Origin of the sequence: Haliea sp. (assembly GCF_040222615.1) — a bacterium.
GTDB lineage: Bacteria > Pseudomonadota > Gammaproteobacteria > Pseudomonadales > Halieaceae > Haliea.
Window position 1 is genome coordinate 12,776 of sequence record NZ_JAVKCQ010000136.1, and the last position, 20,658, is coordinate 33,433.

Here is a 20,658-nt window from a genome sequence, read left to right on the forward strand (position 1 = left end):
TTCTTGCTGCCTGCGCGCCGCCGCGTCCGTGGCCCGCATTTTGTGCTGAATTGAAAGCCTTGACGACAGGTTTTGGCCTGCGCGCCGACATGGACGCGCTGCCCATCCACGAGGAAACCGGCCTGCCCTGAAGGCCTAGCCCCCGACGTTTTGACAGTGTTCCAATCCATGAAAAAGGGCCGGCACCCTACCGCATTTGAGGTATGCCGTTACCGCGGTAAAGGTATAGGGTGAGGCGATCTCCATTGTTGGCAATCAACACTTCGATAATAAAGGGATCGTCTTTATGAAGAGCTTTGCATCCAAACCCGCGCACCATCATTTCCCGAAGCTGCTACTGGCCGCCGCTGTCCTGGCGGCTGGTCAGGCCCATGCCCAGGGGCTTGAGGAAGTGGTGGTAACCGCCCAGAAACGTGAACAGTCGCTGCAGGATGCGCCAATCGCGATTACAGCGTTTGGCCAGTATGAGCTGGAGCAGCGCGGTATTCGCGACCTGGTCGACCTCGGCACCATCGCACCCAACGTGAAAGTGGCCCCGCTGCCTTCCAACACGGCCAAGGCGACGGTGGCCATTCGCGGCTCGGTGACCTCCAACCCCGGTATTTACTGGGAGCCCACCGTCGGTATCTACCTCGATGGCGCCTATGTTGGCAAATTTTCCGGCAACGTGTTCAAGCTGGCCGAAGTGGAGCGTATTGAAATACTGCGCGGCCCCCAGGGCACGCTGTTCGGGCGCAACACTTCGGGCGGTGCGGTTAACGTGGTTACCCAGAAGCCCACCGGGGAGCTGGGCGGCCGCCTGCGTGCGAGCGTGGGCAATTTCGGGTATACCGAGCTCGACGGCAGCCTGAACCTGCCACAGCTGGATCTGGGAGGCGCCGGCAACCTGAAGAGCCGTGTCAGTCTTTCCTGGGATGATCGCGATGGTTTTTACCACAATGTCCCGGCTGCCCCCGGCACGACCATTACCCACCCCTTTACCGGCCAGCCGATACCGGCCAACCCGCCCGGTGCCGAGGATGAGCAGAATGCCGCTTCCAGCACCGTGGCCCGCCTGGACCTGCTGTGGGACGTGAGTGACCGTTTTTCAGTGAGATACTCACTGGATGAAGTCGATGTCGAAAACACCCCCGGCAAGCCTCAGTTCACCAGCTTTGATCCCACCAGCCTGGTGTTCGGCTTCCCGCTTCCCGGGGATCTCGCCCAGTTTCTGACCAGTGAGACGGATAATCTCGAGGCCAACAGCATTGACGCAGATGTCTATGAGGAGTTCGATTCCACCAGCAATACGCTGACCGTGGATTACGATCTGGGCAGCGCCGGAATTCTCGGGGATGCCTCGGTCAAGTATGTCTACAATCACCGTGACCTGAGCTTTGCCCAGAGCCTGGACAACGACGGCACGCCGTTTTCCCTTTTTCATTCGGCGATCAACGAAGAGTACACGCAGCAATCGCATGAAGTGCAGCTTACCGGCTCCCATGAGCGGGTAAACTATGTCATGGGCCTGTACTACTTCGAGGAAGACGCGGATGTGTACAACCCGCTGCAGCCTTTGAACTCGTTTTTCGGTCCGCTGCTTTCTCGCAACGCCTACGGCCTGGAGTCAGACCAGTTTGCCATTTACGGCCAGGCCGACTGGCGCCCACCGGTGCTGGATGATCGCCTCACCATCACTGCCGGTATTCGCTGGACCGAGGAAGAGAAAACCGTCTACATCGACCATCCGAATGACAATCCGCCCTTCGCCGGCGAAAACACCGACGATTACAACAATGTGGCGCCCACGTTGATCTTCAGCTACGAGTTCACCGACGAGTTCAATGCCTATGCCAAGTACGCCAAGGGCTGGAAAGCCGGTGGTTTCAATGGCGAGGCGGGCAGTATTGAAGACTTCAATGTCGGCTTCGACCCGGAAGAAATCGATTCCTACGAAATTGGTTTCAAGAGCCGCTGGCTGGACAACACGCTGCAGTTGAACGGGGCGGTTTTCTATAACGACGAGTCGGATATCCAGCTGTCAGTGTTCATACCCCGTGACGGCGGTGTTGCCTCGGTGATTGAGAACGCGGGTCAGTCGGTAAAGCAGGGTGCTGAGCTGGAAGTGGTATATATGCCTTCAGCCGACCTCACGCTGAGCGCCAACTATGGTTACCTCGATTCCGAGTTTACCGAGTTTCTTGAGTTCGACCCGGTACTGGGCGAAACCGTTGACGTGTCCGATGATCGCTTCACCCAGTATACGCCGGAGAACACGGTCAACCTGAGTGTCGAGTACACCATGGCGCGCGGTGAGTACGGTGAACTGATCGGGCGTCTGGACTACAGCTACAACGACGAGTACACCCCGTACGTGAAGCCGGAACAGAAAGCGGTATCGGATATTGACGGTTACGGTACGCTGAACGGCCGCCTGACCCTGATCAATATCCCGGTGGGCGACAACCAGCTGCAGGTGGCGCTGTGGGGCAAGAATCTGCTGGATGAAGAGTACCGTGTGAATACAGTACCCTTCGGCCCGTTCACGGTGAGCTTCTTCGGGAACCCCCGCACCTACGGGCTGGAAGCGCAGTATACCTTCTGATCAATCCCGGCCCCGGCCAGGCGATATTTTTGTCGCCTGCCCAGGGGCCGGGAAATTGCTACCCTCAAATTATTCGTGTCCCTGGCTGGAAGCGGCCCGGGCACTCAAGGCACCCGGTAGTTGAGACACGTGTCGCACAGTGCAGTGAGATACGTGGCAGCGCAATAATGGCTCGCAGCCTGGACGATGAAGAGGCACGAAGCGCATGAGTTCTTATGACCTGGTAATCCGCGGAGGCAGCGTACTGGATGGCAGCGGTGGTGCGCCCCGGGCAGTGGATGTGGCGGTAGCAAACGGCGTCATTGTCGCACTCGGTCGCGACCTGCCTGCAGGGCGGGAAGAAATCGATGCGCGGGGCCTGCTGGTGACGCCGGGATTCGTGGACGTGCACACGCATTACGACGGCCATGTGACCTGGGAGAACCGCCTGCAGCCGTCGTCCAGCCACGGGGTGACCACCGCGATCATGGGCAACTGCGGGGTGGGCTTTGCGCCGTGCCGACCGCAGGATCACGATACGCTGATCCGCCTGATGGATGGCGTGGAAGATATTCCGTTTCCGGTGTTGGCGGAGGGTTTGTCCTGGAACTGGGAGAGCTTTCCGGAATACCTGGAGGTCCTGGCCAGCCGACGCTACGACATGGATGTGGGCGGCTATCTGCCGCACGCCGCGCTGCGTGTCTATGTCATGGGGGAGCGCGGAGCACGGCGCGAGCCTGCCACGGCCGAGGACATCGAGCGTATGTGTGAATTGCTGGAGGAGGCGCTGGAGGCCGGTGCCATGGGCATTGGGACCTCGCGTACGCTGTTCCACCGTGCCAGCGATGGTACGCCCATCCCCACGCTGGACGCGACCAATGAAGAGCTGCTGGCATTGGCTCGCACCCTGCGCAAGGCGGGCAAGGGCGTGTTCCAGATCGTCGAAGATGTACACCTGCCCGGCAAGGACGTCACGGTGCTGCGGCAACTTGCGGAGGCCTCCGGGCGGCCGCTGACCTTCTCCATGGGAACCGGCAACAGCGGGCCACAGATCTGGCCGCAACTGCTGCGGGGCCTGGAGGAGGCCAATGCGGCGGGAATCACCATCAAGGGCCAGGTGATGCCCCGGGCGATCGGCATGATGCTCGGCGTTGAGCTGACTCTCAATCCGTTCTACACCACCGAGGCTTATCGTGAGGTCGCCGATTTGCCCCTGGCCAGGCGCCTGGAGGCGCTGCGCGACCCTGGACGCCGTGCCCGTATCCTGGCGGAGCCCACGGACCCGGATCCGGCCCTGGTGCTGGGCCGAATGGTGCGCGACTTCGATTATATGTTCCAGCTGGGTGATCCGCCTGATTACGAGCAGCCCTGGGAGCAGAGTATTGCCGGTCGCGCACAGGCGCAGGGTTGCAGCGCGGCTGAGCTCGCCTACGACCTGATGGTAGAGGGTGAGCGCGGCACGGTGCTGTACCTGGCCATGGCCAATTATGCCGATGGCAGCCTGGATGCGGTGGGAGAGATACTGCGACACCCCGATGTGCTGCCCGGGCTCGGCGACGGTGGTGCGCATTCGTCCACTATCTGCGACGGCAGTTATTCCACCTTTGCCCTGACCCACTGGGGCCGGGATCGTCCCACCGGGCGCATTGCCCTGCCGGAGCTGGTGCATCGCTTGAGCCGCGCAACCGCTCTCACCATGGGCCTTGAGGACAGGGGGCTACTGGCGCCGGGCTACAAGGCCGATATCAACGTGATTGACTTTGACCGCCTGGCCCTGCGCGTGCCTGAAATCACCTATGACCTGCCCAGTGGCGGGCGGCGCCTTGTGCAGCGCGCCGAGGGCTACGTGGCGACGCTGGTCAACGGCGTGCCGGTCTATCGCAACGGGCAGGCGACGGGGGCACTCCCCGGCCAGCTGATCCGCGGTCAGCAAGGCGCGCCGCAAACCGCGTGAAAGCGCGGGTTTTCATGTGGTGCCGGCCTGTCACGCCGCCAGATTCGCCTCCACCGCATCGAGGAAGCCATACATATCCACCACCGTTTCAGCTTCCGGATTGGTGGTCTTGCCCTTGAGATCGCCAGTGATGGTTCCCTGCGCGACCGTTTCTATCAGTGCAGTCTTGAGGTTCTTCGCGTAGTCCGCGAGCGGCGGATTGTCCTCCCGCCGGGCCATTTCTTCCAGCGCGTTCGCCACGGCGAAAATCAGGGCAGAAGAATTGAAGTTGGCCTCTTTACCGCCTGTCTCGAGGTAGCGCAGATACAGGTCGTGCGCCGTGCCGTGCGGCGCCTCGTAAAGCATCGTACCGTCCTTGCTTTCGATCACCGAGCTGGCGGTGGCGAGGCTGCCACCCAGCGCTGCGGATATGTCGGAAAAGATATCGCCGTCAAGATTCTGCGCTGGATACAGTCCCCAGCGTGGTGGGTCGCAGATCATTTTGCTCAGTTGCCGCGACGGGCGCATGATCATGAAGGATGGCGGCGGTGTATCCAGGTCCGCCAGTTCCTTGCGTATCTCCAGAATGATAGAGCTGTAGACCTCGTCGTAGTTGATGAATTCCCGCTTCAATCCGAAGTAAATTTCCTTTTTGTTGACCACCGCATCGCCGAAAACCTGCTTCACCCAGTCCTTGATGGCTTCGCGATCATTCGACATGAAAAGAATGGGGTCGCTGGCTTTGACAGTGCGAGCGTGCTTTTCCTCACCATCGACGATGACTTTGATAATACCGTCTTCCGGTGCTGGCAGGTTGTAGCTCCCATACTGGTCTCCCCCTCCGGCGCTCATTCTGGAGATGGAAACGTGCGCCTTGCGCTCGGACAGGCCATAGTGCTTGAGCTGCTGCACCAGCTTGAACAGCTTCATGCCCACGACGTTGTCCGGTACACCCCACAGCGCCCGTTGCGGAGGGTTGGAAACAATACGCGCCGCCTGGGCGTCGATGAGTTCGTAGTGATAGGAAAGTCCGGCGGCGGCCACCCTGTCCTTGTAGTCACGCTCATAGATCTGCTCTATGGCGGCACGCATTACGCCGTCGTAACCGGGGACCACTGTATCCTTCAGGCCCAGGTAGATGTCCCGCCGCTCATCCAGGGCTCGCTGGAAAAAGCGGTGTGCCCAGGCCCGCACCTCTTCTATGCAGTTGGTCGCCAGCATCCACGGGTCACCTTTTTTCAGGGTCCGGCGATGCAGTTCCACAGGATCGCCGCTGCTGCCCACAAAGACCACTTTGGCAACCCCCGTGGCATTGGACAGCTCGCTGTAGCTGAAGTCCAGGCCGCCGCTGTGCATGGTGTCCACTTCGATGTCGCGATTTTTCCAATCTGGCCGCACGCTCCTGAGGTTGCGGAACTCGATATCCTCGCGCGTGATATTGCCGCCAATGCCTTTGCGAATGGCTCCGTTGGGTGATTTGGTGGCCAGCTTGTGCAGCGAAGCCTCCTTGATATCGGGGTGTTTGCCGAGCAACTCGTTGAGCTGACTGCGGTTCACCGTCATGCCTGCATTCTTGACGCCGATGCCGTGCTGCCGTAGCGCCTGGATCGCATCGAGCACCACCTGGCCGTTGCTGGTCAGCCGCTTCTCCGCTGACAGATCCACCTCTACCAGATCAATCTGCAGGCGTGATGTGACGAACTGCTCGAGTATTTTCTCGAAGGCAATTTGCGCCATTTCATCGCCGTGAAGAATCACCAGTGGTTTCTTGACCACGATCTTGTTGCCCACCGCGTTTGCTCCTGTTGCTACGCCCCGGAGTCGACAATCTAACTTGCCGGGAGGCAGAAATGAAGGGCTCTGCATTTATTGCTTATATCCTCCCTGTTTTGTCCCGCAAGGCAGCGTGAACCCTTGGTTTGGCGAAGTCGGCATCGTATGCTCACGGGTCGATGTCCTGGGGAGTGTGAACAGATGGCCTGTTCTGCAGTGGCGGCAGCCCTGACGGCTACGGTTTCCCGCGCTGTCTGCGCCGTGGCGGGCGCGGGCCGGTGAGCGGTCTGCGCAAGGAGAAATGGAGCACACGCTTCAGCGGCCGGCTGTCGCGCGGCGATGCCTTGCTGCAGCTCGCCATCCTCGGTTTGCTGTCGGGTCTGCTTACCGGCGCTGTCATCCTGGTGTTTCGCGCCGCCATTGAATGGCCACTCGGCTGTTTTCTGCCCGCTGGTGACAGCGAGGCGTTTGAGCAGCTGGGCGCCCTGGCCCGGGCCCTGTTGCCGCTTGCCGGGGCGGTGGTACTCGGCCTGTTCCTTGCCAGGCTGGGCGCCGCTGACCGCCGGGTTGGCGTAGCCAATGTCATGCACCGGCTTAACTATCACCAGGGCTACATGACCTTGCGCGGTGCGCTGGTCCAGTTCGCGGTAGGGGTGGGCACTGTCATTAGTGGGCAGTCCGCCGGGCGGGAGGGCCCCGCCGTGCATCTGGGCGCAGCTGTTTCCAGCCTGATGGGGCAGTGGATGCGCCTCCCCAACAACAGTATCCGCACGCTGGTGGCCTGCGGCGTTGCCGGTGCCATTTCCGCGTCCTTCAACACGCCTATCGCCGGCGTGATCTTCGCCATGGAAGTGGTGATGATGGAGTACACCATTGCGGTGTTTACCCCGGTCATCCTCGCTGCGGTCAGCGCCGGGGTGCTCACCCAGGCGGTGTATGGAGCGGATCCCGCATTCCAGGTGCCGCTGCTGACCATGTACTCTCTCTGGGAGCTGCCCTGGATTCTGGTGATCGCCGCCGTTATCGGCGTGGCTGCCGCCGGCTTCATCCATCTGGTTGATAGCCTGAGCCGTTACGAAAGCCGCCCGGTGTTCCTGCGCCTGCTGCTCGCCGGGTGCTTTGCGGTGCCGTTCGCGCTGCTGGTGCCGGAGGTGATGGGGATCGGCTACGACACGGTGAACCGGACATTCCACGGCCAAATCGCTCTGTCCACGTTGTTGCTGGTGGGTGTTGCGAAACTGCTGGTGACCGGAGTCACGGTGGGGCTGGGCATGCCGAGCAGCATTATTGGGCCGACCCTGGTGACCGGGGCGGCGCTGGGGGGAGCGATGGGTCTGGTGGGCGCCTGGTATGTGCCGGAGGGGGCATCATCCGTCGGTTTCTACGCCATGCTGGGCATGGGGGCGATGATGGGGGCGGTCCTGCAGGCGCCGCTGGCGGCGTTGATGGCGCTGCTGGAGCTGACTCACAACCCCAAAATCATTCTCCCCGGCATGCTCGCCATCACCGTCGCCAGCCTGGTCACCAGTGAAGTATTCGGCAAGAAATCGGTGTTCCTGTCGGTCCTCAAGACCCAGGGCTTCAGCTACCAGAGCTCGCCGGTTACCCAGGCCCTGCGTCGGGTGGCGGTGCCCGCGATCATGGAGCTGAGCATGCAATCGGTGCCGCGCCAGCTGGACAGGGAGGCGGTAGCCCGGGTGCTGGCCGCGAAGCCCAAGTGGCTGCTGATCACGGGCAGCAGCGGGGCCCCGGTCGCACTGATGCTGACCGCCGATCTGGTTCGCTACCTGGAGGAAACAGAACCGCCGGGGGATGGTGGCGAGGCTGAGATGCCGGCGACGGCCATTGATTTGCTGGACATTCCCGCCAAGCGCCGCGACGTGGCGCCGGTGTCCTTCCAGGCCACGCTGGAGGAGGCGCTGAACCTGTTGGAGAGCAGCCAGGCAGAGGCCCTGTATGTGCGCCAGCGCTCGATCTACGGCAGTGCGCGCAGTACGGGCATCGTCCTGAAGACGGACATTGACAGCTATTACCGGTACCGCGCTCCCTGAGAGCCAGGGCTCCAGGGCGAAATTTTAATATGGTTTCACTTGAAACCACTTTTGGCTGGCGACTATACTCACCCCTCCCCGCTGCCGCCGGTCATTCGCGAGCAGCATAACCCGACAGAGGAGGTGGCCAGTGGCTGACCTGATTGCAAACCCCATGGGCCTGGACGGCTTCGAGTTCGTGGAATTCACGGCGCCAGAGCGGGGTATTCTGGAGCCGGTTTTCGAAGCGATGGGATTCACCCGCGTCGCGGTTCACCGCACCAAGGATGTTGCTCTCTGGCGCCAGGGCGATGTCAACTTCGTTACCAACTACGAGCCTCACAGTCACGCCTGGTACTACGGTCGCGAGCATGGTCCTTCCGCCTGTGGTATGGCGTTCCGGGTCAAGGACGCCACCCTGGCCTACAACCGGGCCCTGGAGCGGGGTGCCCAGCCTGTGCATGTGGAGACCGGCCCCATGGAACTGCGGTTGCCGGCGATCAAGGGCATTGGTGGCGCGACCCTGTACCTGATAGATCGCTACCAGGAAGGCCAGAGCATTTACGATATCGATTTCCACTGGCTGGAAGGGGTGGAGCGCAAACCCGCCGGGCTCGGCTTCCACACCCTGGATCACCTCACCCACAACGTCTACCGCGGCCGCATGGGCTTCTGGGCCAGGTACTATGAAGAGCTGTTCAACTTCCGTGAGATCCGTTATTTCGACATCAAGGGCGAGTACACGGGGCTGTTGTCCAAGGCCATGACCGCCCCGGACGGCAAGATCCGCATCCCCCTCAACGAAGAGGCCAAGGGCGGCGGCCAGATCGAGGAGTTCCTGATGGCCTACAACGGCGAGGGCATCCAGCACATTGCGCTCGCCTGTGATGATATCCTCGTTTGTTATGATCGGCTCAAGAACGCAGGTATGACCTTTATGCCTGCGCCGCCCTCTACTTACTACGACATGCTGGAGGAGCGTCTTCCCGGGCACGGGGAACCGGTGGCGGAACTGCAGTCCCGCGGGATCCTGCTGGATGGCAGCACCGAGGGCGGTCCCCCGCGCTTGTTGCTGCAAATATTCTCCGCCAACCTGCTGGGCCCGGTGTTCTTTGAGTTTATCCAGCGCAAGGACGACGATGGCTTCGGCGAGGGCAATTTCAAGGCCCTGTTTGAATCGATAGAGCGGGACCAGGTGGCGCGCGGCGTGCTGGGTGATACCCCGACAGAATAGAGGAAGGCATATGAGTAGTTACAGGGTTGTATCCACGATGGGTGTAGAGAAACGGGACACAGGAGGCGCCGCATGAAACTCGCATCGCTCAAGCACGGGCGCGACGGCGCTCTGGTGGTCGTATCGACGGATCTGCAGCGCTGCCTGCGGGCGGGAATGACCCTGCAGCAGGCCCTGGATGACTGGGATCGTCACCGGCCGGGGCTGGCATCCCTGGCGGAGCAGCTGGCCGCCGGTGCCGGCGAGCCCTTCAGCGAGGAAGACTGCGCCTCGCCCCTGCCCCGCGCCTTCCAGTGGGCCGATGGCTCTGCCTATGTGAATCACGTGGAGCTGGTACGCAAGGCCCGGGGTGCGGAGATGCCCGAAAGTTTCTGGACCGACCCGCTGATGTACCAGGGCGGCTCGGACAGCTTCCTGGGTCCCCGCGACCCTATCGTCATGGCAGACAGTGCCTGGGGCATCGATTTCGAGGGCGAGATCGCGGTGATTACCGGTGATGTGCCCATGGGGGCGAGCCCGAAGCAGGCGGCAGCGGCGATTCGCCTGCTGATGCTGGTCAACGATGTCTCCCTGCGCAACCTGATACCGGCGGAGCTGGGCAAGGGCTTTGGCTTCTTCCAGTCGAAGCCGTCCAGCGCCTTCAGCCCGGTCTGCCTGACTCCGGACGAGCTGGGCGAGGCCTGGGACGGTGGGCGGCTGCACCTGCCCCTGCAGGTCAGTTATAACGGCACGCTGTTTGGCAAGGCCAATGCCGGGATCGACATGACCTTCGACTTCCCGACCCTGATCGCCCACGCGGCGAAGTCCCGCCCCCTGGGCGCCGGTACCATCATCGGTTCCGGCACGGTTTCCAACAAGGATGCAGACGGGTCCCCCGGGCGGCCGGTGGCCGACGGCGGCCTGGGCTACAGCTGCATCGCCGAAATCCGCATGATCGAGACGATTCGCGACGGCAAGCCGGTGACGCCCTTCATGCAGTTTGGCGACAGGGTGCGGCTGGAGATGCTGGACGGGGACGGCGGCAGCCTGTTTGGGGCCATCGATCAGGAGGTGCGGCAGCTGTAGGCCGCCCCGCGCCCGGGTGGGGAGTCGCCGCGGGTAAATAAAGTGTTTTTCCGCGTTGCAGGAGTTGACCGGGCAGAAGCCGGTACCTATAATGCACAGCCTCGAATTTGGGCTGGTTAAGTTGGTTCGGTTCAGTGTGAAGTGCCAAGGGGCCTTCATGTCGAGGAAGTTTTGATGCGGGGTGGAGCAGCCTGGTAGCTCGTCGGGCTCATAACCCGAAGGTCGTCGGTTCAAATCCGGCCCCCGCTACCAACACACGTGTCGTCCGCTCCGAATTGGCGGCACGTTTCGCGAAAGCCCCTTCATGGGGCTTTTTCGTATCTGCGAAAAAAGCCCGGAAGGGATTGTTCGGGGTTTTGAAGAAAAAGCCCCGCGCGGGCTTTTTCAAGAACCGCAGAAAAGTTTGTGACGTGAATGGAGTCGGATTGGCGACCAAACAACAGGAATTGCTTGAGCTGCTGGAGCCTACAGTGGCAGCCCTGGGCTTTGAGCTCTGGGGTATCGAGTACCTGTCACAGGGCAAGCACAGCGTGCTGCGCATCTATATTGATGCGGAGGCGGGAATCAGCGTGGACGACTGCGCCAGGGTAAGCGGCCAGGTCAGTGCAGTGCTCGATGTCGAGGATCCGATTACCGGCGAGTACACGCTCGAAGTGTCCTCGCCCGGCATGGATCGGCTGTTGTTCCGGCTGGACCAGTTTCCCGCGTTTGCCGGGGAGGTGGTTGAGCTGCGCCTGCGCAGGCCCTTTGAGGGGCGACGCAATTTCAAGGGCGTGTTGCAAGGTATTGAGGGTGAGGACGTTGTGGTGCGGATTGACGACCACGAGTACCTGCTGCCCTACAGCGCTGTCGACAAGGCGCGAATTCATCCCCGCATCGAGGGTGCGGTCAGTGTAACTGGCGAGGCTACGAATGAATAAAGAGATCCTGATGGTGGCTGAGGCCGTCTCCAACGAGAAAGGGGTGTCCGAGGACATCATTTTCGAGGCGATCGAGCTGGCGTTGGCGACAGCGACCAAGAAACGCTACGACGAGGACGCCGATATTGAGGTCACGATTGACCGCAAAACCGGCGACTACGTGACGAAGCGTCGTTGGCTGGTGGTGCCCGATGACGAAATGGCATTGCTGGGCACCCAGTTCACCACTGAGGAGGCTATCGAGAAGGACCCCGGTCTCAAGCCCGGCGATGTTTTCGAGGAAGCGGTAGACAATGTCGGTTTTGGTCGCATCGCGGCCCAGACTGCGAAGCAGGTTATTGTGCAGCGGGTGCGGGACGCCGAGCGCGCCCAGGTCGTGGAGCAGTACCGGCACCGGGTCGGCGAGCTGGTTGCCGGCACGGTCAAGAAGGTTACCCGCGACAACGTGATCGTCGATCTCGGCAGCAATGCCGAGGGCCTGCTGCCCCGCGACCAGCTCGTCGGTCGCGAAACTTTCAGGGTCAATGACCGCGTGCGCGCCATCCTCCAGGAAATCAGCACCGAGACCCGCGGCCCGCAGTTGATGCTGAGCCGCTCCTGCCCGGAGATGCTGATCGAGCTGTTCAAGATCGAAGTGCCGGAGATCGCCGAAGAGGTGATCCAGATCCGCGCGGCGGCCCGGGATCCGGGCTCGCGCGCCAAGATTGCTGTGAAAACCAACGACCAGCGTATTGACCCGGTGGGCGCCTGCGTTGGTATGCGTGGTTCGCGGGTGCAGGCAGTCTCCAACGAGCTGGACAATGAACGCGTGGACATCATCCTCTGGGACGACAACCCGGCCCAGCTGGTCATCAACGCCATGTCACCGGCAGAGGTTGAGTCCATTGTCGTGGACGAGGACAGCAACACCATGGAAGTGGCGGTAGCTGCGGACAATCTGGCCCAGGCGATTGGCCGCTCGGGCCAGAACGTGCGCCTGGCCAGCGAGCTTACCGGTTGGACCATCAATGTGATGAGCACGGACGAGGCGGCCGAGAAGCACGACGCCGAGGCCGGCGAAGTCATCCAGATGTTCATCGAACAACTCGATATCGACGACGAGGTGGCGGAGATCCTCGTCGAGGAGGGCTTCACCACGCTGGAGGAAGTTGCCTACGTACCGCTGGAAGAAATGACTGCAATTGAGGGCTTTGACGAGGATATCGCCGAGGAATTGCGCGCCCGCGCCAAGGACGCGCTGCTGACCCAGGCAATCGCGTCCGAAGAGCAGCTCGGCGCCAAAGAGCCTGCCCAGGATTTGCTGGAAATGGATGGCATGGACCGTCACCTGGCGTATGTGTTGGCCAGCCGTGATGTGATTACCATGGAAGACCTGGCGGAGCTGGGCGTCGATGACCTGATGGATATTCCGGATATGACCGAGGAGCGTGCCGGTGAGCTGATCATGACAGCGCGCGCACCCTGGTTTGCCGAGGAGAGCGAGTAGGCCAGCGAGATCTGGATACACAACCTCAGGGCATCAGGGCTTCACGGGATTAAGGAGAATATTGCATGGCGCAAGTGACAGTACAGCAACTCGCAGAGACAGTGGGAGCGCCCGTGGACCGTCTGCTGACGCAGATGAAGGAAGCGGGGCTGCCGCACGGGGCTGCCGGCGAAGCCGTGTCAGAAGAAGACAAGCAGACCCTGCTGGCCTACCTGAAGCGCAGCCACGGTGAGTCGGATGCTGCGCCCAAGCGAATCACGCTGAAGCGGAAGACGATCAGTACCCTGCGCACTACCGGCTCCCAGGGCCGGAAGACGGTCAACGTCGAAGTGCGCAAGAAACGCACCTACGTGAAACGCGATGCATCGGACGCCGAGTCCGAGATGCAGGATGTTGCCGCCGCTGAAGCGGCCGCGCGCGAAGCTGAGGCCCAGGCCGCGGCAGAAGCCACGGCCGCTGCCGAGGCCAGGGAGGCGGCGGAACGCGAAGCCGCTGCAGCCGCTGCGGCGGCCGCAGTGGTGGTGCCCGAGCCTGAGCCGGAGCTGGACATCGAACCGGAAGACGAGAAAGACCTGGATCCGGAAGTGCTGCGCCAGCGCGCCATGGTGCGCCGCATGGCCCGCGAGGCGGCGGAAGCCGAAGCCCGCAAGGCCGCGCTGGAAGCACGCAAGGCGGAAGAAGATCGCGCGCAGGCGGAAGCTGCGGCCAAGGTCGAGCGCGAGAAAGAAGCCGCCGCGCGCAAGCAGCCCAAGCGCCTGCACGATGCCCCGGCGCCGGTACAAACCGAGGAGCAGCGCAAGAAGGCTGCCAAGGGCCGGATCGATCGCAACGCCCCGGGTGGGCGCGGCAAGCAGCGCGGACACAACCTGTCCCTGAACGATCTGGAAGCAGCCGAATCCGGCATGATGCGCCGCCGTGGCGGGCGCAAGAAGATGCGTGGTTCTTCCCACGCCGAACATTCCAAGCATGGGTTCGAAATGCCGACTGAAAAGAAAGTGTACGAAGTCGAACTGGCCGACATGACCTCCGTTGGCGGGCTCGCCCAGCAGATGTCAGTCAAGGCTGGCGAAGTCATCAAGGAGCTGATGAAGCTTGGTGTGATGGCCAATATCAACCAGATGATCGATCAGGACACGGCCATCCTCGTGGTCGAAGAAATGGGCCACAAGCCCAAGCTGATCAGTGCGGACGCGCTGGAGGAAGGCCTGGAGGAAACCCTGTCCCAGCACGAGGGTACGCCGGAGCCCCGCGCGCCGGTGGTCACTGTCATGGGGCACGTCGACCACGGCAAGACTTCGCTGCTGGACTACATCCGCAAGGCCAAGGTGGCCTCCGGTGAGGCGGGTGGCATTACCCAGCACATCGGCGCCTACCATGTGGAAACCGGCCACGGCATGATTTCCTTCCTCGATACCCCCGGTCACGCAGCGTTTACCGCCATGCGTGCCCGCGGCGCCAAGAGCACGGACATCGTGATCCTGGTGGTGGCCGCCGATGACGGCGTCATGCCGCAGACGGAAGAAGCCGTGCAGCACGCGCGCGCCGCCAAAGTGCCGTTGATCGTGGCGATCAACAAGATGGACAAGGAAGGCGCGGACCCGGATCGGGTCAAGAGCGAGCTTGCCGCCAAGGATGTGATCCCCGAGGACTGGGGCGGCGACACCCAGTTCATCGAAGTGTCTGCCCACACCGGCGATGGCGTCGATGACCTGCTGGATGCGGTATTGCTGCAGGCGGAAGTGCTGGAGCTGAAGGCGCCCCGCGACGTGCCTGCCCAGGGCATCGTGATCGAATCGCGCCTGGACAAGGGCCGCGGTCCGGTGGCCTCGCTGCTGATCCAGAGCGGGACACTGCGCCAGGGCGATATCGTGCTGGCGGGCCTGCAATATGGTCGCGTGCGCGCCATGCTGGACGAGAACGGCCAGTCCATCAGCGAGGCCGGGCCAAGTATCCCGGTGGAAATCCTCGGCCTTGACGGTACCCCGGATGCGGGCGACCTGTTTGCGGTTGTCGAGAGCGAGAAGCGTGCCCGTGAAATTGCCCAGTTCCGTCAGGACAAGACCCGCGACACCCGATTGCAGCGGCAGCAGGCTGCCAAGCTGGACAACATGTTCGAAAGCATGACCGCGGGCGAGAAGAAAACCCTGAACGTGGTGGTCAAGGCCGACGTCCGCGGCTCCCTGGAAGCCATCCAGACCGCGCTGCTGGATCTGGGCAACAGTGAGGTGCAGGTCAACATTGTCTCCGGTGGCGTGGGCGGTATCGCCGAGACCGATATCACTCTGGCGATCACCTCCGGCGCTGTGGTGTTTGGCTTCAACGTGCGGGCGGACAACGCCGCCCGCCGCCTGGTCGAGCAGGAAGGCGTGGACCTGCGTTACTACAACGTGATCTACGACCTGATAGACGATGTCAAGCAGGCCCTCACGGGGATGCTGGCGCCCGAAATGCGCGAGGAAATCCTGGGTATCGCCGAAGTGCGCGACGTCTTCCGCTCACCCAAGTTCGGCGCCATTGCCGGCTGCATGGTGATCGAGGGTACGGTCTATCGCTCGCGACCCATACGGGTGTTGCGCGACAACGTGGTGATTTACCAGGGTGAGCTGGAGTCGCTGCGCCGCTTCAAGGACGATGCCAGCGAAGTGCGCAATGGCACGGAGTGCGGTATCGGCGTCAAGAACTACAATGACGTCAAGCCCGGCGACCTGATCGAAGTCTACGAAGTGAAGGAGTTTGCCCGCACCCTGTAGGCGCGGCACAGCCATGGCCAAGGAATACAGTCGTACCCAGCGCGTTGCGGACTATCTGCAGCGCGAACTGGCCCAGCAGATCCAGCTGGAGCTGCGGGATCCGCGCATCGGCATGGTGAGCATCACCGGTGTCGATGTCAGCCGCGACCTCGGCTATGCAAAGGTGTATTTCACGCGCCTGGGCAGCGACTGTGCCGAGGAGGCGAAGGAGGCAGCCGAGGTTCTGAACAAGGCGGCGGGTTTTCTGCGCAGCCGGCTGTCCCGGGACAGCAATATGCGCAGCGTGCCGCAGTTGCGATTCTATTTCGACAGCAGCGTGGGCCGCGGTCGGGAGATGGAGGACCTCATTCGCCGGGCCGCCGAGTCGGATCGTGAGCTGGGGCTGCGCGCGAATGAAGAAGATCCCGGAGAGGAGACCTAGTGGCACGGCAGCGCAAGGGCCGGGCGCTGGACGGGATTCTGGTTTTGGACAAACCCGCGGGGATGAGCTCCAACAGGGCCCTGCAATGCGTAAAGCGGCTATACTTTGCCGCCAAGGCGGGACACACCGGGAGCCTGGATCCGCTGGCTACCGGCGTATTGCCGCTGTGCTTTGGCGAGGCGACCAAGTTTTCGCAGTACTTGCTGGACGCCGACAAGGCCTATGCCAGCACCTTCGTCCTCGGCGAGAGCCGGAGCACCGGCGATGCCGAAGGCGAGGTGATTGCCAGTGCCGGTGCCAGTGCTGTTTCCCGGGAGCAGCTGGAAAGCGCGCTGGCGGGGTTCCGGGGCGAGATCGACCAGGTGCCGTCGATGTACTCGGCGATCAAGCACCAGGGCCAGCCGCTGTACAAGCTGGCGCGCAAAGGGCAGGAAGTGGAGCGCAAATCGCGCCGGGTGCGGGTCCATGTGCTGGAACTGCGCGACTTCCGGCCCGGGGTGCGCGCGGAGGTGGATGTCTACCTCGAGTGCAGCAAGGGAACCTACGTGCGCTCCATCGCCGAGGATCTCGGCGCCGCGCTGGGCTGCGGTGCCTATGTCAGCGCCTTGCGGCGAACCCGGGCCGGGCCGTTCGCGCTGGAGCACGGCGTCAGCCTGCAGACCCTGGAGGCACTGAAGGACAACGAGCAGCTGGCGCAGATGGATGCGCTGCTGCAGCCCGCGGACACGGCGCTGGACGCATTGCCGATGGTGCGTCTCACCGAGTCAGGCGGTTACTATCTGCGCCAGGGCCAGCCGGTTCTGGTGCCAAACGCGCCCCACAGTGGTATGGTGCGCGTCGCCCTGGAAACAGGACAGTTTCTGGGCATTGGCGAGATATTGGACGACGGGCGCGTAGCGCCGCGTCGCCTGATAGTCACCGGGAGGTGACGCGAACCTGTCTGTAAATCTGCACGGACAGGCTCTTTTTTTGATTGCCGCCGGACTGCACAGCAGCGTGGCGGCACAGGCAGATTACACAAGAGGAAATCAACATGGCTTTAGAAGCTGCAAAGAAAGCAGAGATCGTCAAAGAGTACCAGACCAGCGAGGGTGATACGGGATCCCCGGAAGTACAAGTCGCGTTGCTGACAGCAAACATTATCCAGCTGCAGGACCACTTCCAGGCCCACAAGCATGACCACCACTCACGCCGCGGCCTGATCCGCATGGTTAACCAGCGCCGCAAGCTGCTGGATTACCTCAAGCGCAAGAATGTTGGGCGCTATGCCGACCTGATCAAGCGACTGGGTCTGCGTCGATAAGCGGTACCACATACCGGGGCCCTGCGCCCCGGTAGTCATATATAGCATTGGAGAAAGAATGTGAATCCAGTTAAAAAGACATTCCAGTACGGTGGCCAGACAGTCACGCTGGAAACGGGTCGTATTGCCAGGCAGGCAAGCGGTGCGGTTCTGGTTACCGTCGAAAACACATCCGTCCTGGTCACCGTAGTGGCAGAAAAAAGTGCCAAGCCGGGCCAGCCCTTCTTCCCCCTGGCCGTGCACTACACGGAAAAGACCTATGCGGTTGGCAAGATCCCCGGTGGTTTCTTCAAGCGTGAAGGCCGCCCCAGCGAGAAAGAGACCCTGACCTCGCGCCTGATCGACCGCCCCATTCGCCCGCTGTTCCCGAACGGTTTCATGAACGAAGTACAGGTTATCTGTACCGTCATGTCCGCAGACAAGCACATCGATCCCGATATCCCGGCTATGATCGGCACCTCTGCGGCGCTGGCCATATCCGGCTGCCCGTTCAACGGTCCTATCGGCGGTGCCCGGGTCGGCTTCAACGAGAACACGGGCTATGTCCTCAACCCGACCTACGACCAGCTCAAGGACAGCAAGCTGGACATGGTCGTCGCCGGCACCGAGCACGCCGTGTTGATGGTTGAATCAGAGGCGAAGGAGCTGTCTGAAGACCAGATGCTGGGTGCGGTACTGTTCGCCCACCAGGAAATGCAGGTTGTCATCCAGGCGATCAAGGAACTGAGTGCTGAAGCTGGCAAGCCGCGTTGGGATTGGCAGCCGGCCGCCGTAAACCAGGAGTTGACCGCGGCTGTGGAAGCCCAGGTCAAGTCCGACCTCGGCGAAGCCTACCGTATCACCGACAAGGCCCAGCGCTATGAGCGCGTGGCCGAAGTCCGCAAGGCCTGTGTGGCTGCGCTGGCGGTCGAGGGCGGCCCGGTCGAAGACGAGATCAAGGACGTGTTCAAGGCGGTCGAGAAAAACCTGGTGCGCAAGCGTATTCTGGCAGGCGAGCCGCGTATTGACGGTCGCGACACCCGCACTGTGCGTCCGATAGCCTGCGAAGTGGATATCCTGGCCAAGGTTCACGGCTCGGCGCTGTTTACCCGGGGCGAAACCCAGGCCATCGGCGCGGTAACGCTGGGTTCCACCCGCGATGCACAGATTATCGATGCCCTGGAAGGCGAGCGCCGCGATCCTTTCATGCTGCACTACAACTTCCCTCCCTACTCAGTGGGCGAGGCTGGCCGGGTCGGTTTTACCGGTCGTCGGGAAGTGGGTCACGGGCGCCTGGCGCGCCGCGGCCTGGCAGCGGTCCTGCCCAATACGGAAGAGTTTCCCTACACTATTCGCGTGGTGTCGGAGATAACCGAGTCCAATGGTTCCAGCTCCATGGCCTCCGTCTGCGTGGGTTCCATGGCCATGATGGCCGCCGGGGTTCCCCTGCGCGCACCGGTCGCCGGTATCGCCATGGGCCTGGTCAAGGAAGGCAACCAGTTTGCCGTCCTCACCGACATCCTCGGTGACGAGGATCATCTCGGCGACATGGACTTCAAGGTGGCCGGTACTGCCGAGGGCGTGACTGCCCTGCAGATGGACATCAAGATCGAGGGTATCAACGAGCAGATCATGGAGATTGCCCTGCAGCAGGCCCAACAGGCCCGCCTGCACATCCTCGGCCAGATGAACGCCGTACTGGCAGAGCCGCGCAAGGTCATGTCCGACAACGCGCCGAGCATGCTGACCCTGAAAGTCGACTCCGACAAGATCCGCGACATCATTGGCAAGGGCGGCGCGACCATCCGCTCCATCACCGAGGCCTCTGGCGCCACCGTGGACATCGATGATGACGGTACTGTCCGCGTCTTCGGTCAGGACAAGATCGCGCGCGACAAGGCGGTGGCGATGATCGAGGAAATCACTGCCGAAGCGGAGATCGGTGCGATCTACAAAGGCACCGTGGCGCGCATCGTCGACTTCGGCGCCTTCGTCAACATCCTGCCCGGCAAGGATGGCCTGGTACACATTTCCCAGATCGCCAACGAGCGAGTGGAAAACGTATCCGATCACCTGAAGGAAGGCCAGGAAGTGCAGGTGAAGGTGCTGGATGTGGATCAGCGCGGTCGTATCAAGCTGTCCATCAAGGAGTTGCTTGAGGACGACATCGTCGCCGAGCCAGTGGCGGTAGTCGCCGACGACGAGTAAACACTCGTCGCAGGACAAACAGGGGCGCTTCGGCGCCCTTTTTTGTATGCTGGTCGGCGTCGCTTCGCACTCGGCCATAACAGCCAGGAGAGCCAGGGATGGTCGCCGTCTTTTCATTCGTCCTGTACCACTACATCCTGCTCGCTGTATTCGGCGTGGCAGTGTTCGGCCTGGGGCGGCCGCTGGCGGGCTGGATGGCAAGCTATCCGCAGCTGCCGGCGCTGTACCGCTGGAGCCTGCAGGTGACCGCGGGCGCCGGTGTGGCGATCGTGCTGCTGTTCCTCGCCGGAGTTTTGGGCGTGTTCAACTCCGGGGTGATCCTGGGCCTGGTGCTTTCGGGTTGGGTCATGGCAGTCGCGACCCTGACACGGTTCCCTTCGCCAGGCCGGACTGTCGCTGCCTGTAAAGGTCTCGTCGCGCGTTGGCGCGGGACCACGCCAGCCCAGCGCTGCGGAGTGGTGGCCCTGCTGCTGCTGTTCCTGCCGTTGCTGGGCAAGCCGCTGCAGACCCCGCATGAGTGGGACGAATTGATGTACCACCTGCCGTATGCGCGTTTCTGGGCAGAGCAGGGCAGTCTGGCGGTCAATGAATGGCTGCGCTATCCACTGTCCGCCTACAATATGAACCTGCTTTACAGCGGCGCCCTGCTGGTCGGCAGCGATCTGCTGACGCACCTGTTGCACATGTTTTTCGGCCTGCTCGCGGCGTCGCTCACTTTTGTCGCAGGGCGTTTTTTCCTCGACTGGAAAGTGGGTTTGGGGGCCGGTTTGCTGGTGGTGTTTACCGGGCTCTGGGGCTATGACAATGCCTATGTCGACCTCGGGCTCATGGCGTTCTGGGCAGGAGCTTTCGCCAGCCTGGCCCTGCGCTATCAGTATCGGGATGCCCGCTACGCATTGTTGGCAGCGGCCCTCGCCGGCATCGCGGTCGGGATCAAATACCAGGGGCTGTATTATCTGCCGGAGTTTGCGGTGCTGGCGCTGGTGCTGGAGC

At 62.1% G+C, this 20,658-nt stretch carries 14 protein-coding genes and 1 tRNA gene; 14 read left to right on the top strand and 1 reads right to left on the bottom strand.

Features of this window, described 5'->3' with window-relative positions:
- Positions 1-286: 286 nt before the first annotated feature.
- On the top strand, positions 287-2,584 hold the full coding sequence (locus RJQ10_RS10960; RefSeq protein WP_350146503.1) for a TonB-dependent receptor: 2,298 nt from the start codon (positions 287-289) through the stop codon (positions 2,582-2,584).
- Positions 2,585-2,789: 205 nt separating this feature from the next.
- On the top strand, positions 2,790-4,517 hold the full coding sequence (locus tag RJQ10_RS10965) for an N-acyl-D-amino-acid deacylase family protein (RefSeq protein ID WP_350146505.1): 1,728 nt from the start codon (positions 2,790-2,792) through the stop codon (positions 4,515-4,517).
- A gap of 30 nt (positions 4,518-4,547) precedes the next feature.
- On the opposite strand, the gene RJQ10_RS10970 is transcribed toward RJQ10_RS10965, so the two are convergent.
- Entirely contained in the window at positions 4,548-6,287 is a 1,740-nt protein-coding gene (locus tag RJQ10_RS10970) for an isocitrate/isopropylmalate family dehydrogenase (RefSeq protein ID WP_350146507.1), read from the bottom strand.
- A gap of 260 nt (positions 6,288-6,547) precedes the next feature.
- Between RJQ10_RS10970 and RJQ10_RS10975 the strand changes: the two genes are divergently transcribed.
- The 12 genes from RJQ10_RS10975 to RJQ10_RS11030 all read left to right on the top strand — a co-directional run.
- Entirely contained in the window at positions 6,548-8,320 is a 1,773-nt protein-coding gene (locus RJQ10_RS10975; protein ID WP_350146509.1) for a chloride channel protein, read from the top strand.
- A gap of 130 nt (positions 8,321-8,450) precedes the next feature.
- Positions 8,451-9,533 (top strand): 4-hydroxyphenylpyruvate dioxygenase, encoded by a 1,083-nt coding sequence (gene hppD / locus RJQ10_RS10980; RefSeq protein ID WP_350146511.1) that lies wholly within the window; start codon positions 8,451-8,453, stop codon positions 9,531-9,533.
- Between the two features lie 72 nt (positions 9,534-9,605).
- Positions 9,606-10,598: a fumarylacetoacetate hydrolase family protein gene (locus RJQ10_RS10985; protein ID WP_350146513.1), complete on the top strand. Its 993-nt coding sequence runs from the start codon at positions 9,606-9,608 to the stop codon at positions 10,596-10,598.
- Positions 10,599-10,773: 175 nt separating this feature from the next.
- Positions 10,774-10,850 (top strand) — tRNA-Met (locus RJQ10_RS10990).
- Between the two features lie 173 nt (positions 10,851-11,023).
- Positions 11,024-11,518: a ribosome maturation factor RimP gene (gene rimP, locus RJQ10_RS10995; RefSeq protein ID WP_350146515.1), complete on the top strand. Its 495-nt coding sequence runs from the start codon at positions 11,024-11,026 to the stop codon at positions 11,516-11,518.
- A complete protein-coding gene (nusA, locus tag RJQ10_RS11000; protein ID WP_350146517.1) occupies positions 11,511-13,004 on the top strand; it encodes a transcription termination factor NusA in 1,494 nt (497 codons plus the stop codon). The genes rimP and nusA overlap by 8 nt, the downstream gene beginning before the upstream one ends.
- 65 nt (positions 13,005-13,069) lie before the next feature.
- Entirely contained in the window at positions 13,070-15,754 is a 2,685-nt protein-coding gene (gene infB / locus RJQ10_RS11005) for a translation initiation factor IF-2 (protein WP_350146519.1), read from the top strand.
- A 13-nt stretch (positions 15,755-15,767) separates the two neighbouring features.
- Positions 15,768-16,175, top strand: coding sequence for a 30S ribosome-binding factor RbfA (gene rbfA / locus RJQ10_RS11010; RefSeq protein ID WP_350146521.1), 408 nt, complete (start codon positions 15,768-15,770; stop codon positions 16,173-16,175).
- On the top strand, positions 16,175-17,104 hold the full coding sequence (gene truB / locus RJQ10_RS11015) for a tRNA pseudouridine(55) synthase TruB (protein WP_350146523.1): 930 nt from the start codon (positions 16,175-16,177) through the stop codon (positions 17,102-17,104). The genes rbfA and truB overlap by 1 nt, the downstream gene beginning before the upstream one ends.
- Positions 17,105-17,208: 104 nt before the next feature.
- Entirely contained in the window at positions 17,209-17,478 is a 270-nt protein-coding gene (gene rpsO, locus RJQ10_RS11020; RefSeq protein ID WP_350146525.1) for a 30S ribosomal protein S15, read from the top strand.
- Positions 17,479-17,538: 60 nt separating this feature from the next.
- Positions 17,539-19,665: a polyribonucleotide nucleotidyltransferase gene (gene pnp / locus RJQ10_RS11025; protein ID WP_350146527.1), complete on the top strand. Its 2,127-nt coding sequence runs from the start codon at positions 17,539-17,541 to the stop codon at positions 19,663-19,665.
- A gap of 98 nt (positions 19,666-19,763) precedes the next feature.
- Positions 19,764-20,658 (top strand): glycosyltransferase family protein (locus tag RJQ10_RS11030; RefSeq protein WP_350146529.1); only part of this gene is annotated, 895 nt, incomplete at its 3' end.

Coding starts and splice junctions, on each gene's coding strand:
- RJQ10_RS10960 (WP_350146503.1), top strand. CDS start 287: ATGAAGAGCTTTGCATCCAAACCCGCGCACCATCATTTCCCGAAGCTG.
- RJQ10_RS10965 (WP_350146505.1), top strand. CDS start 2,790: ATGAGTTCTTATGACCTGGTAATCCGCGGAGGCAGCGTACTGGATGGC.
- RJQ10_RS10985 (WP_350146513.1), top strand. CDS start 9,606: ATGAAACTCGCATCGCTCAAGCACGGGCGCGACGGCGCTCTGGTGGTC.
- nusA (WP_350146517.1), top strand. CDS start 11,511: ATGAATAAAGAGATCCTGATGGTGGCTGAGGCCGTCTCCAACGAGAAA.
- infB (WP_350146519.1), top strand. CDS start 13,070: ATGGCGCAAGTGACAGTACAGCAACTCGCAGAGACAGTGGGAGCGCCC.
- rbfA (WP_350146521.1), top strand. CDS start 15,768: ATGGCCAAGGAATACAGTCGTACCCAGCGCGTTGCGGACTATCTGCAG.
- rpsO (WP_350146525.1), top strand. CDS start 17,209: ATGGCTTTAGAAGCTGCAAAGAAAGCAGAGATCGTCAAAGAGTACCAG.